This is a genomic window from Phreatobacter sp. (assembly GCF_016793595.1).
Classification (GTDB): domain Bacteria; phylum Pseudomonadota; class Alphaproteobacteria; order Rhizobiales; family Phreatobacteraceae; genus Phreatobacter.
The window spans coordinates 1-20,092 of sequence record NZ_JAEULY010000017.1; the positions used below are offsets into that span (position 1 = coordinate 1).

The following is a 20,092-nucleotide window of genomic DNA, read 5'->3' on the forward strand; positions in this document are numbered from 1 at the left end:
GCGGGGGGGGGGCTCGGCCCCTACCCCCCGGGGCGGTGGGGGCGGGGGGGGCCGGCCCCCCCCCCCCCCCCCACGACTTGAACACGATCTGTGAGAATGAAGCCGAGGATGCCCGGCGCGAGGCCGGGCATGACGTGTTCAGGTGATGGCCCCGTTCGGCCTCTACTCCGCCGCCTGCTGCGCGTCCTGCTCCCAGCCCAGGAGCTTGCCGGGGTTCATCAGCCCGTAGGGGTCGGCCTGCCGCTTGAACTCCGGCTGCGGCGCATCAATGCGCTTCCAGCCGACATTGTTCAGCACATAGGTATGCGGGCTTGACGGCTGCACGCCACCCTCCGCCGCCCGCCGCATGATCTCGTCCAGACGCTCGGCCGTGGTGAATTTCACCAGCGGCAGCGACGAGGTGATCACCTTGCCCTCGCGGCGCTGGAACTCCAGGTGGAAATAGACGTCCTCGTGGAACTCCTTTTCCGCCCAGGCGACGAGCTTCAGGTTGTCCGGGGCCGGAAAGCGGAGCTGCAGATAGGTGATGGACGGATCCATCTTGAGGGCGTGCAGCGTGGTGTGGTTCCAGGTGTATTCGTAGAGCGGGCCCGGCCCTCCGCGCTCCTTGTGGGTGCCGAAGGCGACCGCCTTTGCCTCGGCGGCGGCGCGCCGGAAGGTCACCTTGCCGGCATGGTCGGCGATCAGCAGGTCCAGCGTATCGGCCTGCGGCTCGGAGACCATCAGGATCGCGAAGGCGCGGCCTTGCTCCAGATAGGGCGCGAGGCGCTTGAGATAGGGCACGATGCGCGGGTCGTGGACGGAGACGAGCTTCTTGGCGATGCCGTCGCATTCCATGAAGGCCTGGCCGAAGCGTGCCGCGACGGTGAGGCTGTCGAAGGTGACGATGCGCTCGGCCCAGTCATGGGCGGGGGCGGTCGGCAGCTCGACCTCGGTGATGATGCCGTTGACGCCATAGGCATGCATCACCTTCAGAATCTCGCGGCCGCGCAGCTCGATGAGGCGCGGCTCCTCCTCGACGGTCATGACCTCCAGCGCCGTGACCGCGCCGAGATTGTCGATCTGGCCCCAGGTGCAGGAGCCCGCGCCCGCGGCGCCGCCCGCGACGAAACCACCGATGGTCGCCTGCGCCCGCGTCGAGGGATGGAAGCGCAGTTCCTGCCCGTGCGGATCGAGCATCTTGTCGATGTCCAGCATGTTGGCGCCGGCTTCGAAGCGCGCGCCGCCGGGCTTGGCGAAAACCATGCGGTTCAGCCTGCGCATGTCGACGACGAGGCCGCCGGCCAGCGGCACCGCCTGTCCGTAATTGCCGGTGCCGCCGCCGCGGATGACCAGCGGCACGCGGTGGCGCGCGCAGGCGGCCGCGATCCGGCGCAGTTCGGCCTTGTCCGCCGGGGTCGCCACGAGGTCCGCGTGTTTGCTTTCCAGCTGGGGCTTGAGCACCGGCGAGAACCAGAAGAAGTCGCGGCTCGCCATGCGGACGGACGGGGCGTCGTCGGCGAGGGCGATGCCGGAAAGGTCGGCGCGCAGCCGGTCGATGGCGGTCATGGCGGATCCAGTGTCAGGGTCGGGCGAGAATGCCAAAGTTCGGTCGCTGCCGCCATCCCGGAGCCGCATGGCCTGCCAGCATGGCGTCAGCCCTGGAAGGTGGCAGGGTCCGTAGCGGTATGCACAGATTTTGTGCAACCCTGTCCCGCATTATCCGTCAATATCGTAGGATAACCCGGCACGCCCGTTGCTCTTCGCTCCACGATAACGTTCAAGGTCCTCGTGAAGGACCCAGCCTCTGGAGAGTTCGCCATGCTTCGCACCCCCCTGTCACGTCGCAAGGCCCTGGCGCTCGGCGCCGGCGTCTCCGCAGCCTACCTCACCCAGTCCGGCAAGGTTTCCGCGCAAGGGCTCGACAAGGTCTCGTACCAGACCAACTGGCGGGCACAGGCAGAGCACGGCGGCTTCTATTACGCCGTCGCCCACGGCATCTACCGCAAGTACGGCATCGATGCGGACATCCGCATGGGCGGGCCGCAGCAGAACCCCTCGCAGCTCCTGCTCGGCGGGCGCGTGGACATGGTCATGTCGAACTCGTTCGAGGCGGTCCGCTACGTTCAGGAGAACCTGCCGTTCCTCTGCATCGGCTCGATCTTCCAGAAAGATCCGCAGGTCATCATCTGCCATCCCGGCGTCGGCAACGACTCGTTCCCGCAGCTGAAGGGCAAGACCATCCTGGTGGCCGCGGGCGGCCGCACGTCCTACTGGCCCTACCTGCGCGCGCGCTTCGGCTTCACCGACGAGCAGGTCCGCCCCTACACGTTCAACATGGCGCCGTTCCTGGCCGACAAGAACCTCTGCCAGCAGGGCTTCCTGTCGTCCGAGCCCTATGCGATCGAGCAGCAGGGCGGCGTGAAGCCGCTGGTCCATCTCATCGCCGATGCGGGCTTCGCGAACTACAACACGACCATCAACATCTCGCGGAAGATGGTCGACGAGCGGACGGATGTCGTGCAGCGCTTCGTCACCGCCACGCTGGAAGGCTGGTCGGAATACATGAAGAACGGGCCCGGCAATGCCGATGCCAACAAGCTGATCCTGGCCGCCAATCCGGACATGGACCAGAACAAGATCAACTATGCGGTCAAGATGATGACCGAGAACGGCATCGTGCTGTCGGGCGACGCCACCACGCTCGGCATCGGCGCGATGACCGATGCGCGGTGGGAGATCTTCTACAACCAGATGCGCGATGCGGGCGTGTTCCCGGCCGGCGTGGACTTCAGGAAGGCCTACGACCTGCGCTTCGTGAACAAGGGTGTGGGCAAGGCCTGACGTGACAGCAGCCGTTTCCATCGACCGGCCCCTGACGGGGGGTGGCAGGCCCCTCGTTTCGGTTCGCGGCGTTTCCAAGCAGTTCGCCAACGGCACGATCGCCGTCCGCGACGTCAATCTGGACCTGGCGGCGGGCGAGTTCGTCTCGCTGCTCGGCCCTTCGGGCTGCGGCAAGTCCACGCTGCTGCGCATGATCGCCGGTCTCGGCGAGCCCAGCGTCGGCGCCATCGACTGGCCGCAGGAGGTGGGGAAGGGCGCCGAGCACGAGCTCGGTTTCGTCTTCCAGGACCCGACGCTGATGCCCTGGGCCACCGCGCTCGGCAACGTCATCCTGCCGCTGACGCTCAAGCGCGTCGGCAGGCGCGAGGCCGAGGAGCGCGGCGCCGACATGCTGGCGCTGGTCGGCCTCAAGGGGTTCGCGAAGAGCTATCCGCGCGAATTGTCGGGCGGCATGAAGATGCGCGTCTCCATCGCGCGCGCGCTGGTGACCCAGCCGAAGATCCTGCTGATGGACGAGCCCTTCGCGGCGCTCGACGAGATCACCCGCCACAAGCTCAACGACGACCTGCTCGGCCTGTGGGAGCGCAACCGCTTCTCGGCGGTCTTCGTCACGCATTCGGTGTTCGAGAGCGTCTATCTCTCGCAGCGTATCGTGGTGATGGCGGCGCGTCCCGGCCGGGTCATGGCCGATCTCCGGATCGAGGCGCCTTATCCGCGCGACGACGAGTTCCGCACCTCGGCGGATTATGCCCACTGGTGCCGGATCGCATCGTCCAAGCTCAAGGAGGCGATTTCCTCATGAGCGACATGACCCTTCCGACACCCGCCGTTCCCCATGACGGCACTGATGCCGAAGCCCGCCCGGTCTTCCGCGTCGAGCGCAAGGTGCTCGGCATTTCGACGGAAACCTGGCCCGGCATCATCGCGCCTGTCGTCATCGGCGTGCTGGCGCTGGGACTGTGGGAATTCATCGTCTGGTGGCGCGCCATCCCGCCGTTCATCCTGCCGGGCCCGCTGCTGATCGCGAAGACGCTGTTCGCTGACTGGGGCACGCTGTCCGCCTCCCTCTGGGTCACGCTTCGGATCACCGCCGCCGCGCTGATCGCGGCGGTTTCGCTCGGCGTCGGCCTCGCCATCCTGTTCACCCAGTCGAAATGGCTGGAGAAGTCGCTGTTTCCCTATGCGGTGATCCTTCAGGTGACGCCGGTCGTATCGATCGCGCCGCTGATCATCATCTGGGTTGGCGACATCAACCTGTCGCTCTTGATCTGCGCCTGGATCGTCGCCTTCTTCCCGATCCTGTCGAACACCATCCTCGGGTTGAACTCGGCCGACCACAACCTGATCAACCTGTTCCAGCTCTACCGCGCCTCGCGCTGGCAGACGCTGCGTTATCTGCGCCTGCCGGCGGCGCTGCCCTATTTCCTCGGCGGCCTGAAGATTTCCGGCGGCCTCGCGCTGATCGGCGCGGTGGTGGCGGAGTTCGTGGCGGGCTCCGGCGGATCGGCCTCGGGGCTTGCCTACCGCATTCTCGAAGCCGGCTACCAGCTCAAGATCCCCCGCATGTTCGCGGCGCTGATCATGATCTCGATGTCGGGAATCGCGATCTTCCTCGCGATCAGCTGGCTGTCGCACATGCTGCTGCGCCGCTGGCACGAGAGCGCCCTGAAGCGCGAGAACTGAGGGCTTAGAGGCGGGCCATGCCCGCCTTGACCTTCTCGATGAAGCCGGCGCGCTGGTCTGATGTCGCGACGTTGAGGTGATAGAGCGCGTGGTAGCGCCGCCGCGCCTTCCAGCCCGTGTACCACCACAGATAGCGCATCACGATCTTGCGGGGCGGATCGCCCATCCAGAACGCATACCACCATGGCCGCCCGTAGGTGACGATGCCCGCGACCGAACGGATGTGAGTGAGCAGGGGCTTCATCCTGGCCGGATCGGAAATGTCGAAGCCGACGCCGGGCATGAACATGCGGTCGATGAAGCCTTTCAGCATGGCCGGCGGACCGAAGCTCCAGGTCGGAAACTGGATGACGAGCCCTTCCGCCGCGCGCAGGCGGGCGATGTAGGGCTCGAGGCCGCGCTGGTTGACGGCCTCGTCGTGATAGTCGCGACGGCCTTCCGCGGACAGGACGGGATCGAAGCCCTCGGCATAGAGGTCGAGCAGATCGACCTCATGTCCGGCGGCTTCGAGCGCGGCCAGCGCTTCGGCGCGGATACCGGCGTGGAAGCTGTCGGCGAGCGGGTGGCAATAGACGTAGAGGACCCTCATCGGACCGCCACGTAGCTCGCCATCTTGCCGGGGTTCAAAAGGCCCATCGGGTCCACATCGGCCTTGAAGCCGAGCTGGTCGGCATCGGCGCGCTTGTGGCGCGAGCCATCCTCGAGGCTGACGACATGCGGATTGGCGACCATGACGCCGTGGTCCTCGTGGATACGGATGATCTCGTCGAGGCGCTCGGGCGTCGTGTAGCGCACGATCGGCAGGGCCGAGCAGGTGATGCGGCCGGCGAAGCGGATGAATTCGAGATGGGGCAGCACCTCTCCCTCGAACTGCTCCATCAGCCGGAACACGGTCTCCTCCAGCCGGTCGTGCGGATAGAGAAGCTGGAGATAGGTGATCGAGCGGTCGGTCTTCAGCCACTGCAGGGTCGTGTGGTTCCACGAAAACTCGTAGAGCGGCACCTGACCCGGACCTTCCTGCGAGGGCGCCTCGTGGGTGACGGTGCCGCGCCCGCCGAGCACGGCCTTGAAACTGTCGAGGAAGGGTTCGGCGATCATGCAGACAAGGATCGCCTTACCCTCGGGACAGGCGGCCTTCAGCGAGCCGAAATAGGACGGGATCGGCCAGGCGATGGGCGTGACGAGCTTCTTCACGACGCCGTCCGCGAGGGCCACGGCGCGGCCGGCCTCGAAGGCGTCGCGGAACGTGTCGAAGGCGACGATGACGTCGATCCAGGGCCAGGCGGGCGCGAGTGGCATTTCCAGCTCGGTGATGATGCCGGTCGTGCCATAGGCGCGATTCACCTTCTGCGCGGCGTCCTGCCTGAGTTCGAGGATGCGCGGCTGTTCCTCGACCGTGACGATGCGCGCGGCGAGGATGTTGCCGGGTTCGCGCAGGCCGCCATAGGCGACCGAACCGACGCCGCCGGAGCCGCCGGCGACGAAGCCGCCGACCGTCGCGGTGCGCTTGGTCGAGGGATGCATGCGCAGTTCGAAGCCGTTGGCGCGCGTCTCGCCGTCGAGCGCCAGCAGGTTCATGCCGGTCTGGACGCGGACTACGCCCGGCTTCTGCCAGAGAACGGCGTTCAGCGCCGTCATGTCGAGGATCACGCCACCCTCGAGCGGCATGGCCTGTCCGTAATTTCCGGTGCCGCCGGCCCTGACGGTCAGGGGTATCCTCAGCTTCGCGCAGGCGGCGGCCGTGCGGACGACATCCGCCTCGTCGCGCGGCTGGACGATGATGTCGCCGGCGACCGCCTTCAGCTGCTCGGCGAGGATCGGCGAATACCAGAAGAAGTCGCGCGAGCGGCGGCGCACGATGACCGGCTCGGTGACGACAGGCACGTCGCCCAGCGCCTCGACAAGGGCCGCGATATCGTAGCGGGGCGATGCGGGTTCGGTCTTTGCGCGCGCGGTCATGACGGTCTCATCCTGCGGTGCATCATGCAGGGTCCGGCACCCTCGCGACAAGGTTTCCGGATCGGTCGTCCACGGGGAAGCATGGCGATAGTGCAAGGAATTTAGGCAAAACGGCATAATGATACCGTTACACGGTCGCGATGGTTAACGTTTTGCTAGGCCCTTTCACTGATGGTCTGGAGGTAATGTGGGAGGGGAGAAACCACCTTGAACATCAAGACCCGTCTCGTGCTCGTGGTGTCCGGACTGGCCGCGGCGGCGCTCGTCGTTGGCGCCGTCGCGGTCCATGGCTTCCAGCGCTACCAGAGCGTGGTGGACCAGAACGAGCGTACCGCGAAGATCACGCAGCTCGCCGAACAGGCCAATGCGCTGATCTACTCGGTGGTGATGGAGTCGCGCGGCATCTACATGTCCGACGATCCCAAGGTCCTGGAGCGGTTCGCCGCCAATCAGGATCGCGAGCTCGGTCGCTTCCGGCGCGTCATCGGGGAGTGGGCGGCGCTTGCGGCGCCGGAGGATCAGGCGATCAAGGCGCGACTTCAGGAACAGGCCGAGACCTTCATCCGCCTGCGCGACGAACTGGCGCGGGCCGGCCGTGCTTCCGGGAACATGGCGGCGCGCGCCATTGGTGACAATGACGCCAACCGCACGACGCGCCAGAAGCTGAACACGGAAATGGCCGCCTTCGCGGAGGTCAATGCGAAGCGCGTCGCGGCACTGTCCGACCAGATCGAGGCGATGCGCACCGGACTGATGCGGATGATCGCCGCGACGATCGGGCTCGCCATTCTGGCGGCGGTGCTGGCCTTCTGGACAATCCTGTCGGGCGTCGCGCGTCCCCTGACGCGCCTCACGGCGGCGGTTGACGCGGTATCGTCGGGCGTGACGGACAGCGAGATCAGCGACACCGGGCGCAAGGATGAGATCGGCGCGCTCGCGCGGTCGGTGCTCGTGTTCCGCGACAGCGTGCGCGAGGTCGAGGGTCTCAAGGCCGCCGAGGCCGTACGCGAGGCCGGGATGCGCGACCGGCGCGCCCGCGACATGGCGGCGCTGGCCGACGAGTTCCGCGCGACCGTTCAGTCGGTGGTCTCGACGGTGACAGACGCCTCGGAGGCGATCGTCGCCAATGCCTCGCGGGTCGGCGACGTCGCCCGCAACGTTTCTGAGCTCGGCGGAACCGTGGCCGCGACCTCGGCCAGCGCGACGCTGAGCGTCGACAGCGCGGCCGGTTCGGCGCAGGAACTCGCGACATCGATCGGCGAGATATCGAGCCGAACCGCGCAAGCCCAGCAGATCGCTGCCTCCGCCGTCGACCAGGCGACGCGCACCGGCGAGATTGTCGGATCGCTCGCGGCATCGACCCAGAAGATTGGCGACGTCGTCAGCCTGATCAATGCCATCGCCGCCCAGACCAACCTGCTGGCCCTCAACGCCACCATCGAGGCGGCGCGCGCGGGCGAGGCCGGCAAGGGCTTCGCCGTCGTCGCGACAGAGGTGAAGAACCTCGCGGCCCAGACCTCGAAGGCGACGGATGAGATCGCCAGCCAGATCGGCGCGGTTCAGGCGGTCACCGGCGAGGCGGTGTCGGCCATCGAGGCGATCAACCGGACCATCGGCGAGATCTCGTCGGTGTCCTCGTCGATCATGGCGGCGGTCGAGGAGCAGGCGGCCGTCACCAATGGCATTGCCGGCTCGGTGTCGGACGCCGCCGACGGCACGCGCGCCGTCGGACAGGACATCGGGCGGGTCACGCGCGCGGCGCAGGAGACGGGCGATGCCGCCCGCGTCATGTCCGACGCGGCGACCGCGCTCGGGGAGGGCTCCACCGAACTCGACACCGCCGTCGCCGGATTCCTCGACCGGATCCGCGCCGCCTGATCAGGCGGCCACGGTCTTCCTGAAGCGCGTCGAGCGCTTCGGGTGCCACCACTTGCCGGCGACGACCGTGCCCTCGGCGACGATCTTCTTGTCGCCGATCAGGTGCTCGCCGACGACGTCGACATAGTCGAACTTGCCGTCCTTGATGGTGAGGATGGTGGCATCGCCCGCCGATCCCGGCTTCAGACTGCCGAGTTCCGGGCGCTTCAGGGCCATGGCGGCGTTGACGGTCGAGGCGGCGATGACGCGGTCGAGCGGCATGCCCATGCAGAGGAATTTCGACAGGGTGGTCACCTGGTCGAAGGCCGGGCCCTCGATGCACAGCGTGTGCACGTCCGACGAGATCACGTCCGGCTCGAAACCGCCCGCCAGCATGGCGCGGGTGGTCTTGAACGAGAACGACCCCTTGCCGTGGCCGATGTCGAAAATGACGCCCTTCTTGCGGGCGGCGATGACTTCCGGCTTGACCGCGCCCTGCGCGGTGATCGGCGCATTGGGGAAGGGGCGGAAGGCGTGGGTCAGCACGTCGCCGGGGCGGAGGCGGCCGATGACGTGCTCGTAGCTCGGCGGCGGGTGGTCGATATGGGCCATCAGCGGCATGCCGACCTCGTTGGCGACCTGCAGCGCCATGTCGAGCGCCGCTTCGCCATTGGTGCCCGAGGCATGCAGGCCGACGCGCACCTTGATGCCGACGATGAGGTCGCGGTTGGCGTCGGCGACCTCGGCGCAGTCGATCGGGTTGAGGTGCATGATCTCGCGGCTCTCGCCGACCATCACGCGCTTGTCGAACCCGTAGATGCCGGCATGGCTGACGTGCAGATAGGCAAGGATGCGCACCTGGCTCGGCTCGATGACGTGCTTGCGGAAGCCTTTCCAGTTGCCGGGGCCGGCCGAACCGGTATCGACGGCGGTGGTGACGCCGGAGGTCCGGCAGAACTCCTCGGCATCGATGCCGAGCGAGGTGCCGCCCCAGTAGACATGGGTATGGAGGTCGATCAGGCCGGGCGTGACGATGTAGCCGGAGACGTCGCGAATCTCGGTGCCGGCCGGCGCCTTCAGGTCCTTGGCCACGGCCGCGACCTTGCCGTCCCTGAAGGCCACGTCGCGGACGCCGTCGATTTTCTGCGAGGGGTCGATCACGCGCCCGCCGCGCAAAATCAGGTCGAAGGTCATCGAAGGCTCCGCTTGCTGGATCAGTCCCGCCGGTGCATCTGTCGCCGGCGCGGCGCAGATTGCGCGTCGGCTGGCGGATTGCCAACCGCTACAGCAAACCGTTTGTGGAGATCTCCCATGCCGGCTCGTCACTGGGGCGACCTGAAGACCACCGATTTCGACCGGCTCGACCCGACGACGACGGTCGCCATCCTGCCGCTCGCCGCGATCGAGCAGCATGGGCCGCATCTGCCGGTATCGACCGACACCTCGATCATGCAGGGCATGATCCAGACGGCCTTTCCGCTGGTGGGCGAGGGCGTCACCGCGCTGTTCCTGCCCGTCGAGGCGGTGGCGAAGTCCAACGAGCACCTTCATTCCAAGGGCACGGTGACGCTCTCGGCGCAGACCGTGCTGAGCGCCTGGATCGAGATCGGCGAGAGCGTCAAGCGCGCCGGCATCGACAAGATCGTGCTGATGACCTCGCATGGCGGCAATCTCGATCCGATGCGGGTCGTGGCGCGCGAACTGCGCATCCGCTTCGGCCAGTTGGCGGTGGTGACGAGCTGGACCGCCTTCGGCCGGCCGCCCGGCCTCTACGGCGAGCTCGACATCAAGCACGGCATCCATGGCGGCGATGTCGAGACGTCGCTGATGCTGCATTTCCGCCCCGAACTGGTCGACATGGCCCATGCCGCGCGCTTCGAGCCGGTCATGGTGGCGATGGAGAAGGAGTTCACCTATCTCCGCCCGACCGTGAACCACGCCTTCGGCTGGATGGCGCAGGACATCCATCCGCACGGCGCGGCCGGCGACGCCTCGCTGGCGACGGCCGAGAAGGGCCGGCAGACCGCCGAGTATCAGGCGCGGGAATTCGTCAAGCTGCTCGACGACATGGCGCGCTTCGACATCGGCCGGCTCTACCAGCCCGGCGGGTGATTGGTCCTACTTTACGAAAATAATCCTTGACGAGCGTAACGCTCCGTGGCAGGGTTTCCGGCATGTTCCGGAGGTGCGGCCGGCAGCCGGGGAGCTGCGGATGCGCCAGTCTATCGAACGGGAGCGGCTGAAGCGTGCATACGATCATGGTCATTGGCGGCGGGCTCGTCGCACTTGCGCTGTTCGCACTCGTCGCCCGGATGTTCGCTCTGGACATGGGGACAGTGACCAAGGCCTTCATCGGCCTCTGGTTCGTGGCGGCGCTGGTCAATCTCTGGATTGGCGTCGCGAGGGCCGGCTATCCGGTGGCGGTCGAGGCGCCGATCTTCCTGATCGTGTTCGGCGTGCCGGCGGCCATCGCGCTGTTCGTCGGCTGGAAGCTGTCCTGAGAAGCTCCGATGGCAAGCCTCACCTCGCATGCCGGTTTCCTGCGCGACAAGGCCTCGGCCGCAGCCTCGCGTGTCGCGCCCGTCGAGCTCTTTTTCGACCTCGTCTTCGTCTTCGCGGTAACCCAGCTCTCCCACACGCTGGTTGCCAAGATGACGCCGCAGGGCGCGGTCGAGACGGGCATTCTGTTCCTTGCGGTCTGGTGGACCTGGATCTGCACGAGCTGGGTGACCAACTGGCTCGACCCCGACCGCTGGCCGGTCCGGATGTTCCTGTTCGCGGCCATGCTCGGCGGCCTCGTCCTGTCGGCGGCCATTCCCGACGCCTTCGGCAAGGGCGCGCTGGTCTTCGCCGCTGCCCACGTGATCATCCTGATCGGGCGGCCGCTGTTCATGATCTGCGCGCTGGGCGAGGCGAGCCCCGGCAACAAGCGGAATTTCCAGCGGATTCTGGCCTGGGCCTCGGTTTCCTCGACCTTCTGGATCGCCGGCGCACTGGCCGAAGGCAATGCCCGCCTCATGCTGTGGTGTCTGGCGCTGGTGCTGGATTACGGACCGGCCTGGTTCGGCTTCCGCTTTCCGGGCCTCGGCACCTCGTCGACGGCGGACTGGGACATTGACGGTCATCATCTCTCGGAGCGTTGCGCCCTGTTCGTCATCATCGCGCTCGGCGAATCGCTGCTGATGACCGGCGCTACGGCGCAGAAGCTGCCGGTCTCCGTGGGGACTTTGACGGCCTTCGTCTCGGCCTTCCTGTCGACGGTCACGATGTGGTGGCTCTATTTCGCCATCGGCGCGGAGCGCGCGACCCATCACATCGCCCACTCCGACGATCCGGGGCGGCTGGCGCGCGCCGGCTACACCTATCTGCATATCGTCATCGTCGCGGGGATCATCGTCGCGGCGGTGGCGGACGAACTGGTGCTGGCGCATCCGGCGGGGCACGTCGCGACGAGCTACCTGCTCGCCATTGTCGGCGCGCCGGCATTGTTCCTGCTCGGCAACGGCGCGTTCAAATCGCTGAGCGCGCCGAACTTCCCGCTGTCGCACATGATCGGCCTCGGATTGCTGGCCGCGATCGCGGCGGCCGAATACGTCATGCATCTGTTCTCGCCGCTCGGCCTGTCGATCGCGACGACCGGCGTTCTGATCGTCGCAGCGATGTGGGAGTGGCGCTCGCTGGGCGGCGCGGCGGTGCCGGCCGCGTCGCACTGACCGTTCAGCCCGCCACCGGCTTGACGTCCACCGCCACGGAAATCTCGTGGTCGCCGGAGGCGATGAGAACGCCGCCGTTCGGCGCGACATCGACGAAGTCGCGACCGACCGCCAGCGTGATGTGATCCTCGCCGACGATCAGGCCGTTGGTCGGGTCGAGCCCCCACCAGCCGAGTTCCGGCCCGCACCAGACCGACACCCAGGCATGGGTGGCGTCGGCGCCTTCGAGCCGCGGTTGGCCGGGCGGCGGCACGGTGCGCAGATAGCCCGAGACATAGGCCGCCGGCAGGCCGAGCCCGCGCAGCCCCGAGATCATGATGTGGGTGAAATCCTGACAGACGCCGCGGCGCATGGCGAAGGCCCGCGCGGCCGTCGTCGATGTGTCGGTCGTGCCGGGGGCATAGGCGAAGTCCGACTGGATGCGCCGGGCAAGGTCGAAGGACGCTTCGAGGATCGGCCGACCCGGCGGGAACGAGGCGCTGGCATAGGCGCGGATCAGCGGGTCGCGCGGCACATAGGTCGAGGGGAACAGCGCATGGACCGGAGAGTTCGGCGAGATGTCGGCCGAGGCGAAGGCGGTTTCGCGGACGCGCTCCCATGGCGGATCCATGGCGGGCAGGGGCCTCGCGCGGGCCGCGATCGAGACGCGGGCGCGCATGTCGATCTTCAGTTCGCGGTGCGGCGTGTCGAAGTCGAGGAAGATGCGGCGGTTGCCGAAGAAATCGCTGTCCTGCCGCCGCGCGCTCGGCTTGGGCGAAATGTCGATGTCGCAGGCGAGCACCCGCTGCCCCGCGCGGTCCACCGGCACGACGCGCAGCACGTGCTGGGCCATGACCACCGGGCGGGCATAGCGGTAATCGGTGACCTGGCGGATGTCGTAGTTCATCCGAGCACCTCGCCGGCCATGAAACCGACGGTCCGGGCGCCATCGCGATGGGTGAAATAGCGCTCGGAAATCTCGTTCGAGATCGCCAGCAGCGCCTGTTCGACGGCGCTGATCTGCCTGACGTCGAGCGTATGGGCGTCGGCGGTCTGGAGATCGACGCGGGTGCGCGCGATCAGCTTCTCGGCGACGTTCAGCCGGCCATCGGACATGTGGTCCGGCAATTCCTTCAGATGCGCGGCGATCCGGTCGATCTGGAAGGCGACGGAGCGCGGATTGTTGGGGTCGAGCATGACGAGGTCGAGCACGGGCGGCCGCGCCGCGACCATGACGTAGCGCCGCCGGTAGGTGATCTGGCTGTCCGCGAGGCTGAGCAGCAGGTCGAGACTGGCCGTGCCGGCCTTGGGGTCCGCGAACTGCCGGACGCAGCGGCAGGTCGCGAGCGCGCGCTCGATGCGTTTGCCGAGCTTGAGGAAGCGCCAGCCGATGAGCTGGTTCATGTTCTCCTGCGTCAGGCCGGAGAAAACGGCGGAGAGGCGCAGCCCCGCCTCGACCCGCTCGAAAATGCCGCCGTCGGCCTTCGGGCCGCCCTCGGCGAGGGCGACCATGTCGGTGATGGTGCGCCAGGCGTCCGGAGAGAAGCGGTCGCGGATGACGGAAGCCGCGTGCAGGGCCGACTGGGCAAGGCTCAGGACGCCGCCGGACGTGCGCCCGTGGAAGGCGGCGGCGGCAATCGCGGTGGGATCGGCGACGACCGGCTCCTCGGGCAGGGCCTCCCAGACACCGAGCAGGTCGACAATGCGCCTGACCGTATCGGTGGTCATGGACTCGCCGGAGCCGACCTGTTCGCCAAGCGCGCGCAGCACGCGCAGCGTCGCTTCGCCGCGTTCCATGTAGCGGGCGAGCCAGAACAGGTTGTCGGCGGCGCGGCTGGGGAGCGAGGACGTCGCGCGGCGCAGTTCGAGGCGGTCCAGGGACGGCAGGAGCGTGGTTTCCTCGACGGGGCCGTCGGCGAGGACGCAGACATCGGCCGAGCGGCCGTCGCGCTGCATGGTGACGGCCCGGGCATCGATCCGGTCGCCGACACGGCAGAAGCCGCCGGGCATGACCGTCCAGCTGTCGCCGACCTTGGCGAGGAACAGGCGCAGGATGAAGGGGCGGGGCTCCAGATAGCCGTCGCGCCAGACCGGCATGGTGGAGAGCTTCACCACCTCCTGCGCGACGAAATCCGAGCCGCGCAGGCGCATTTCCTCGGCCAGCGCCAGCCGGCGCTCGGGCGACAGGCTTGACGCGAGCACCGCGCCCTCGTCGAGGATGCCGGGAATGGTCGGGGAGAAGGCCGGCGCGACCACGAAGGAATCAAGATCCGCGATGACCGCGCCGCGTTCGAGGGGCTGGCCGCACCACCAGGTCGCGACATGGGGCATGGCGAGGTCGCGGCCAAGCTTCGCCCGCGCGATGGAGGGCAGGAAGGCGAGCAGCCCGCGCGCCTCGACGACGCCGGAGCCGAGCGCATTGGCGAGCGTCACCTTGCCGGAACGGATGGCGTGGACGAGCCCGGCGACGCCGAGCTGGGAACGCGGGTTGAGCTCCAGCGGGTCGGCGAAATCGGCATCGAGCCGGCGCCAGACCATTTCCAGCTTCTTCAGGCCCGAAACGGTGCGGACATAGAGCGTGTCGTCGCGGACGGTGAGGTCCGCGCCCTCGGCCAGCACGAAGCCGAGATAGCGGGCGAGGAAGGCGTGTTCGAAATAGGTCTCGTTGAGGGGCCCGGGGGTCAGCACCGCGACGCGCGAGTCGGTAGCCGCCGCCAGCGAAGAAAAGTGCGAGCGCAGGGCCTGGAAGAAGCCCGCGAGGCGCTCCACCGGCTGGGAGCGGTAAATCTCCGGCAGCGCCCGCGCCATGGCGAGGCGGTTCTGGAGGGCGTAGCCGGCGCCGGACGGCGCCTGCGCGCGGTCGCCAAGCACCCACCAGCGGCCATCCGGGCCGCGGCCGACATCGACGGCGTAGTAGAGCAGATGCGAGCCGCCGCGCGGCTCGATGCCGACCATGGGGCGCAGGAAATCCGGCGAACCCGCGAAGGTCGCTGCGGGCAACAGGCCGTCGCGGACGAGATCGCCCGGCCCGAGCAGGTCCTTCAGGACGGCGTCGAGCAGTTCGGCGCGCTCGGTGAGGCCGGCGGTGAGGCTTGCCCATTCGTCCGGCGCGATGACCAGCGGAATATGGGCCAGCGGCCAGGCGCGCTCGCTGTTCTGCGGGTCGTCATAGACCCGGTAGAAGACGCCGGTGTCGCGCAGATAGCGTTCCGCGCCGGCGAAGCGCTTGTCGAGTTCGCGCGGACCGATATCGGCGAGGCTCGCCAGGATCGGCTTCCAGTGCTCGCGCGGCTCGCCCCGAGCATCGATCATTTCGTCATAGACGCCAGGCACGGGTTCGTAGCGGGCGAGCATCGCGAGGATGCGCTCGCTGCGGGTGTCGGCGGCACGCCTTTCCTTCGCGGTCATGCCGTCCTCAATGCACCGGCGGACGGCGCAGGTCGAGGGTCGCCGGGAACTCGCCCGTGCGCTCGGGCCTCGGCGGATCGACCAGCCCCGGCGTGTGGCCGTGATCCTGGAAGCGGGCCCTGCGCCGCGCCTCGGCCTCGTAGGAATTGACCGGGAAGGTGTCGTAGTTGCGCCCGCCGGGATGGGCGACATGATAGACGCAGCCGCCCATGGAGCGCCGGCTCCAGGTATCGACGATGTCGAAGGTCAGCGGCGCATGGACCGGAATGGTCGGATGCAGGCCGGACGGCGGCTGCCACGCCTTGAAGCGCACGCCGCCGACATATTCGCCGCTGCGGCCGGTGGCGATGAGCGGCACGGGGCGGCCGTTGCAGGTGACGACGTGACGCTCGGGCTGGAGGCCGGTGAGCTTCACCTGGAGGCGCTCGACGGAGGAGTCGACGAAACGGACGGTGCCGCCGATCGCGCCTTCCTCGCCCATGACATGCCAGGGCTCCAGCGCCTGCCTCAGTTCAAGCCGCACGCCGGCATGGTCGACCACGCCCGCGATGGGGAAGCGGAATTCGTACTGCGCCTCGAACCAGGCGGGATCGATGGCATAGCCGGCGCGCTGGAGATCGCCGAGAACGCCGAGGAAATCCTCCCAGACGAAATGCGGCAGCATGAACCGGTCGTGGAGGGACGTGCCCCAGCGCACCAGCGCGCCGTCCTGCGGCTCGCGCCAGGCCCAGGCGACGATGGCGCGGATCAGCAATTGCTGGGCGAGGCTCATGCGCGCGTCCGGCGGCATCTCGAAGCCACGGAACTCGACGAGGCCGAGGCGGCCGGAGGGGCTGTCCGGCGAGAACAGCTTGTCGATGCACAGTTCCGTGCGGTGGGTGTTGCCGGTGGAATCGAACAGCAGGTTGCGGAACAGGCGATCGACCAGCCAGGGCGGCGGCGCTTCGCCCTCGCCGGGCTTCGGCACCATGCCCATCGCGATTTCCAGTTCGTAGAGCCCGTCGTGACGAGCCTCGTCGACGCGCGGGGCCTGACTGGTCGGACCGATGAACATGCCGGAGAACAGATAGGACAGGGACGGATGGCGCTGCCAGTAGAGGACGAGGCTCTTGAGCAGGTCCGGCCGGCGCAGGAACGGGCTGTCGGCGGGCCGCGCGCCGCCGACCACGACATGGTTGCCGCCGCCGGTGCCGGTGTGGCGGCCGTCGAGCATGAATTTCTCAGTGCCGAGGCGGGAGAGCCGCGCTTCCTCGTAGAGGTTCTGGGTGATCGCCACGCAGTCGCGCCATGACGCGGCCGGATGGACGTTGACCTCGATCACGCCGGGGTCGGGCGTCACCTTGATGACGTCGAGGCGGGGATCGGCGGGCGGGGGATAACCCTCGACGTGAACGGGGAGGCCGAGCGCCTTCGCCGTCGCCTCGGTCGCGGTGAGCAGTTCCAGATAGTCCTCAAGCCGTTCCGTCGGCGGCATGAACACGCAGAGACGGCCGTCGCGCGGCTCGACAGCGAGCGCCGTGCGGACGGCATTGTCGTCGGTCAGCACCTGTTCGACCTGCTCCGCGCGCTCCGGCTCGCGCTCGCGCTCGGCCGAGACACGCTGGGCGATATGGCCCTCGATGTCCTGCGGGTCGGGCAGCTCGGCCGGCACCGTGCCGGGATCGGCCCCGACCACGTAAGGATACGAGGCCGGCGGCACGTAGGGCAGGGAGGCCAGCGGCAGGCGATAGCCGACCGGACTGTCGCCGGGCACGAGGAACAGCTTCTCGCGCCGGAGCTTCCACTTCTCGGTCATCCAGTTGCGCTTAGCCGGCTCGGCATTCCAGCGCTGCACCGGCAGGACGAAGCCGGAGGGCTGGGTCAGGCCGCGCTCGAAGGCGCGGGCGATGCGGGCACGGGCCTCGGCATCCTCCAGCCTGGAGTCCAGCGCATCGACATTCTCGGGAAGGTCAGCCTCTTTCAGCACCCAGTGCGCCGGGTCCTCGAAGGCCGGGACCGCCGATTCCGCCGACAGGCCGAGCCGCTCGGCAATGCCGGAAGCGAGCGCGCCGGCCTGATCGATGGTCGGCTTGTCCGCGCCGGCCTCTTTCGCGATCAGCGCTTCGTCGCGCCAGATCGGCTTGCCGTCGCGCCGCCAGTAGAGCGCGAAGGTCCAGCGCGGCAGGCTCTCGCCGGGATACCACTTGCCCTGTCCGTAATGCAGGAAGCCGCCGGGCGCGAAAGTGTCGCGCAACCGCCGGATCAGCTCGTCCGCCCGTTCCCGCTTGGTCGGACCGACGGCGGCGGTGTTCCACTCCGCGCCCTCGTAATCGTCGATGGAGACGAAAGTCGGCTCGCCGCCCATGGTGAGGCGCACATCCTGCGCCTTCAGGTCTTCATCGACCTTGTCGCCGAGGGCATCGAGCCGCTGCCAGGCCTCGTCCGAGAAGGGGGCCGTGACGCGCGGCTTCTCATCGACGCGGTCGACGCGCATGTCGAAGGCGAAGGAGACCTCGGCCGGGTCCACCGCGCCGGATATCGGGGCGGCGGAGCGGAAATGCGGCGTCGCCGCCAGCGGGATATGCCCCTCGCCGCAAAGCAGGCCGGAGGTCGGGTCGAGGCCGATCCAGCCCGCGCCGGGAATGTAGATCTCGGTCCAGGCGTGGAGGTCGGTGAAGTCCTTGTCGGTGCCGGCCGGGCCGTCGAGGGCCTGCAGGTCCGGCTTCAGCTGGATCAGGTAGCCGGAGACGAAACGCGCGGCGAGGCCGAGCCGGCGGGCGAGCTGGACGAGCAGCCAGGCGGAATCGCGGCAGGAGCCGGAGGCGCGCTCCAGCGTCTCGTCCGGTGCCTGGACGCCGGGCTCCATGCGGATGACGTAGCGAATGTCGTTCTGAAGCTTCTGGTTCAGCGCGACGAGGAAATTGATGGTCTGTGCCGGCTCGCGGGGGACGCTGGCGAGATAGCGCTCGAAGTGTTCGTCCGTCGCCTCGGTGACGAGATAGGGCGCGAGTTCCTCGGCGAGCGCCGGGGCATAGGCGAAGGGAAAAGTCTCGGCATAGCTCTCGATGAAGAAGTCGAACGGGTTGACCACCGCCATGTCGGCGACGAGATCGACCGTCACCGAAAACTCGGTGCTCTTCTCGGGGAAGACGAAGCGGGCCAGCCAGTTGCCGTGCGGGTCCTGCTGCCAGTTCACGAAATGCTGCTCGGGAACCACTTTCAGCGAATAGCTGGGGATCGTCGTGCGGCTATGCGGCGCGGGGCGAAGCCGGATCACCTGCGGCCCGAGCGACACGGGCCGGTCGTAGAGATAGCGCGTGACGTGGTGGAGCTTCGCGAGAATGGCCATGGAACCTACGGGTAATGCGTCAGGATCGGTCGAGTCAAAGCGGTATTGCGCCCGACACGCCAAGCAAACATCGCGCCGCTGTCGCCCCATAAGGCGGACTTCCCATCCCGGCCGAAGGGACTATGGTCCGCCGCGGAGACGAGACCCATGCCGCTGACCATCCCGACCGCCGACGATCATGCCGACCTGCGCGAGGCCATGCGCGACCTCTGCTCGCGCTATGACGACGCCTATTGGCGCAAGGTGGACGACGAGCGGGGCTATCCGGAAGAGTTCACCGACGCGCTGACCAAGGCCGGCTGGCTGGCGGCGCTGATCCCGGCGGAATATGGCGGTTCGGGTCTCGGACTGACGGAAGCCTCCATCATCATGGAGGAGATCAACCGGTCGGGCGGCAATTCCGGCGCCGTCCACGGCCAGATGTACAATATGGGCACGATCCTGCGCGGCGGCTCGGCCGAGCAGAAGGCCAAGTACCTGCCGAAGATCGCGGCGGGCGAACTGCGTCTGCAGACCATGGCGGTGACCGAGCCGACCACCGGCACCGACACGACCAAGCTCAAGACGACGGCGGTGAAGAAGGGCAATGACCGCTACGTGGTCAACGGCCAGAAGGTCTGGACCAGCCGCGTGCAGCATTCCGACCTGATGATCCTGCTGGCGCGCACGACGCCGCTCGACAAGGTCGCGAAGAAGTCCGACGGCCTGTCGGTGTTCATCGTCGACCTGAAGCAGGCCATCGGCAAGGGCATGACGGTCCGGCCGATCCGCAACATGGTCAACCACGAGACCAACGAGGTGTTCTTCGACGATCTGGAGATTCCCGCCGAGAATCTCGTCGGCGAGGAGGGCAAGGGCTTCAAGACCATCCTGTCCGGCCTGAACGCCGAGCGGACGCTGATTGCCGCGGAGTGCATCGGCGACGGCTACTGGTTCATCGACCGTGCCAAGAAATACGGCACCGAGCGGGTGGTTTTCGACCGTCCCATCGCCAAGAACCAGGGCATCCAGTTCCCCATCGCGCGCGCCTATGTGAACATCCGGGCCGCCGACCTGATGCGCTTCCAGGCGGCGGGCCTCTGCGACACGGGTCAGGAATTCGGCGCGGAGGCCAATATGGCCAAGCTGCTGGCCGCCGATGCCTCGTTCGAGGCGGCGAATGCCTGCATCCAGACCCATGGCGGCTTCGGCTTCGCCGCCGACTACGATGTCGAGCGCAAGTTCCGCGAGACGCGGCTCTACCAGGTGGCGCCGATCTCGACGAACCTCATCCTCGCCTATGTCGGCGAACATGTGCTCGGCATGCCACGCTCCTACTGAAGGGCGCGGCGCGGTGCAGATT

15 protein-coding genes are annotated in these 20,092 nt (G+C 67.8%); 8 read left to right on the top strand and 7 right to left on the bottom strand.

Translation table 11 applies throughout. The features are described 5' to 3' along the window. Positions 1-162 precede the first annotated feature (162 nt). Positions 163-1,548, bottom strand: coding sequence for an FAD-binding oxidoreductase (locus JNK84_RS18140; protein ID WP_293426302.1), 1,386 nt, complete (start codon positions 1,546-1,548; stop codon positions 163-165). A 252-nt stretch (positions 1,549-1,800) separates the two neighbouring features. On the opposite strand from JNK84_RS18140, the gene JNK84_RS18145 reads away from it, so the two are divergent. From JNK84_RS18145 to JNK84_RS18155, 3 genes are read left to right on the top strand one after another with little or no spacing between them, the layout of a single operon-like run. Next, complete coding sequence (locus tag JNK84_RS18145) at positions 1,801-2,823, top strand: ABC transporter substrate-binding protein (protein WP_293426304.1); 1,023 nt, start codon at positions 1,801-1,803, stop codon at positions 2,821-2,823. Position 2,824: 1 nt separating this feature from the next. Then, positions 2,825-3,625 carry an ABC transporter ATP-binding protein gene (locus tag JNK84_RS18150; protein WP_293426306.1) on the top strand — a complete coding sequence of 267 codons (801 nt, stop codon included), beginning with the start codon at positions 2,825-2,827 and terminating at the stop codon, positions 3,623-3,625. Between the two features lie 5 nt (positions 3,626-3,630). Then, positions 3,631-4,506, top strand: coding sequence for an ABC transporter permease (locus JNK84_RS18155; RefSeq protein ID WP_441343270.1), 876 nt, complete (start codon positions 3,631-3,633; stop codon positions 4,504-4,506). Between the two features lie 4 nt (positions 4,507-4,510). Here JNK84_RS18155 and JNK84_RS18160 read toward each other — a convergent pair whose 3' ends face one another. After that, positions 4,511-5,095 carry an NAD(P)H-dependent oxidoreductase gene (locus JNK84_RS18160; protein WP_293426310.1) on the bottom strand — a complete coding sequence of 195 codons (585 nt, stop codon included), beginning with the start codon at positions 5,093-5,095 and terminating at the stop codon, positions 4,511-4,513. Then, the gene (locus JNK84_RS18165; RefSeq protein WP_293426312.1) at positions 5,092-6,465 is read right to left on the bottom strand and encodes an FAD-binding oxidoreductase; all 1,374 of its coding nucleotides are present in this window, start codon (positions 6,463-6,465) and stop codon (positions 5,092-5,094) included. The genes JNK84_RS18160 and JNK84_RS18165 overlap by 4 nt, the downstream gene beginning before the upstream one ends. A gap of 207 nt (positions 6,466-6,672) precedes the next feature. Between JNK84_RS18165 and JNK84_RS18170 the strand changes: the two genes are divergently transcribed. Further along, on the top strand, positions 6,673-8,343 hold the full coding sequence (locus JNK84_RS18170) for a methyl-accepting chemotaxis protein (protein ID WP_293426314.1): 1,671 nt from the start codon (positions 6,673-6,675) through the stop codon (positions 8,341-8,343). On the opposite strand, the gene JNK84_RS18175 is transcribed toward JNK84_RS18170, so the two are convergent. Beyond that, positions 8,344-9,516: an amidohydrolase/deacetylase family metallohydrolase gene (locus JNK84_RS18175; RefSeq protein WP_293426316.1), complete on the bottom strand. Its 1,173-nt coding sequence runs from the start codon at positions 9,514-9,516 to the stop codon at positions 8,344-8,346. It abuts the gene before it with no gap. A 117-nt stretch (positions 9,517-9,633) separates the two neighbouring features. On the opposite strand from JNK84_RS18175, the gene JNK84_RS18180 reads away from it, so the two are divergent. The 3 genes from JNK84_RS18180 to JNK84_RS18190 all read left to right on the top strand — a co-directional run bounded on the left by JNK84_RS18180 (position 9,634) and on the right by JNK84_RS18190 (position 12,035). After that, a complete protein-coding gene (locus tag JNK84_RS18180; RefSeq protein ID WP_293426318.1) occupies positions 9,634-10,434 on the top strand; it encodes a creatininase family protein in 801 nt (266 codons plus the stop codon). A 134-nt stretch (positions 10,435-10,568) separates the two neighbouring features. Beyond that, on the top strand, positions 10,569-10,823 hold the full coding sequence (locus JNK84_RS18185; RefSeq protein ID WP_293426320.1) for a hypothetical protein: 255 nt from the start codon (positions 10,569-10,571) through the stop codon (positions 10,821-10,823). A 9-nt stretch (positions 10,824-10,832) separates the two neighbouring features. After that, positions 10,833-12,035, top strand: coding sequence for a low temperature requirement protein A (locus JNK84_RS18190; protein ID WP_293426322.1), 1,203 nt, complete (start codon positions 10,833-10,835; stop codon positions 12,033-12,035). A 4-nt stretch (positions 12,036-12,039) separates the two neighbouring features. Here JNK84_RS18190 and JNK84_RS18195 read toward each other — a convergent pair whose 3' ends face one another. The 3 genes from JNK84_RS18195 to JNK84_RS18205 are packed head-to-tail and all read right to left on the bottom strand — an operon-like array spanning position 12,040 to position 18,750. Continuing rightward, the gene (locus tag JNK84_RS18195; protein ID WP_293426324.1) at positions 12,040-12,921 is read right to left on the bottom strand and encodes a transglutaminase family protein; all 882 of its coding nucleotides are present in this window, start codon (positions 12,919-12,921) and stop codon (positions 12,040-12,042) included. Continuing rightward, positions 12,918-15,422, bottom strand: a complete 2,505-nt coding sequence (locus JNK84_RS18200; protein ID WP_293426326.1) for a circularly permuted type 2 ATP-grasp protein — start codon at positions 15,420-15,422, stop codon at positions 12,918-12,920. The genes JNK84_RS18195 and JNK84_RS18200 overlap by 4 nt, the downstream gene beginning before the upstream one ends. Before the next feature lie 7 nt (positions 15,423-15,429). After that, positions 15,430-18,750, bottom strand: coding sequence for a transglutaminase family protein (locus tag JNK84_RS18205; protein ID WP_293426328.1), 3,321 nt, complete (start codon positions 18,748-18,750; stop codon positions 15,430-15,432). A 147-nt stretch (positions 18,751-18,897) separates the two neighbouring features. On the opposite strand from JNK84_RS18205, the gene JNK84_RS18210 reads away from it, so the two are divergent. After that, positions 18,898-20,070, top strand: a complete 1,173-nt coding sequence (locus JNK84_RS18210; protein WP_293426330.1) for an acyl-CoA dehydrogenase family protein — start codon at positions 18,898-18,900, stop codon at positions 20,068-20,070. Positions 20,071-20,092 lie beyond the last annotated feature (22 nt).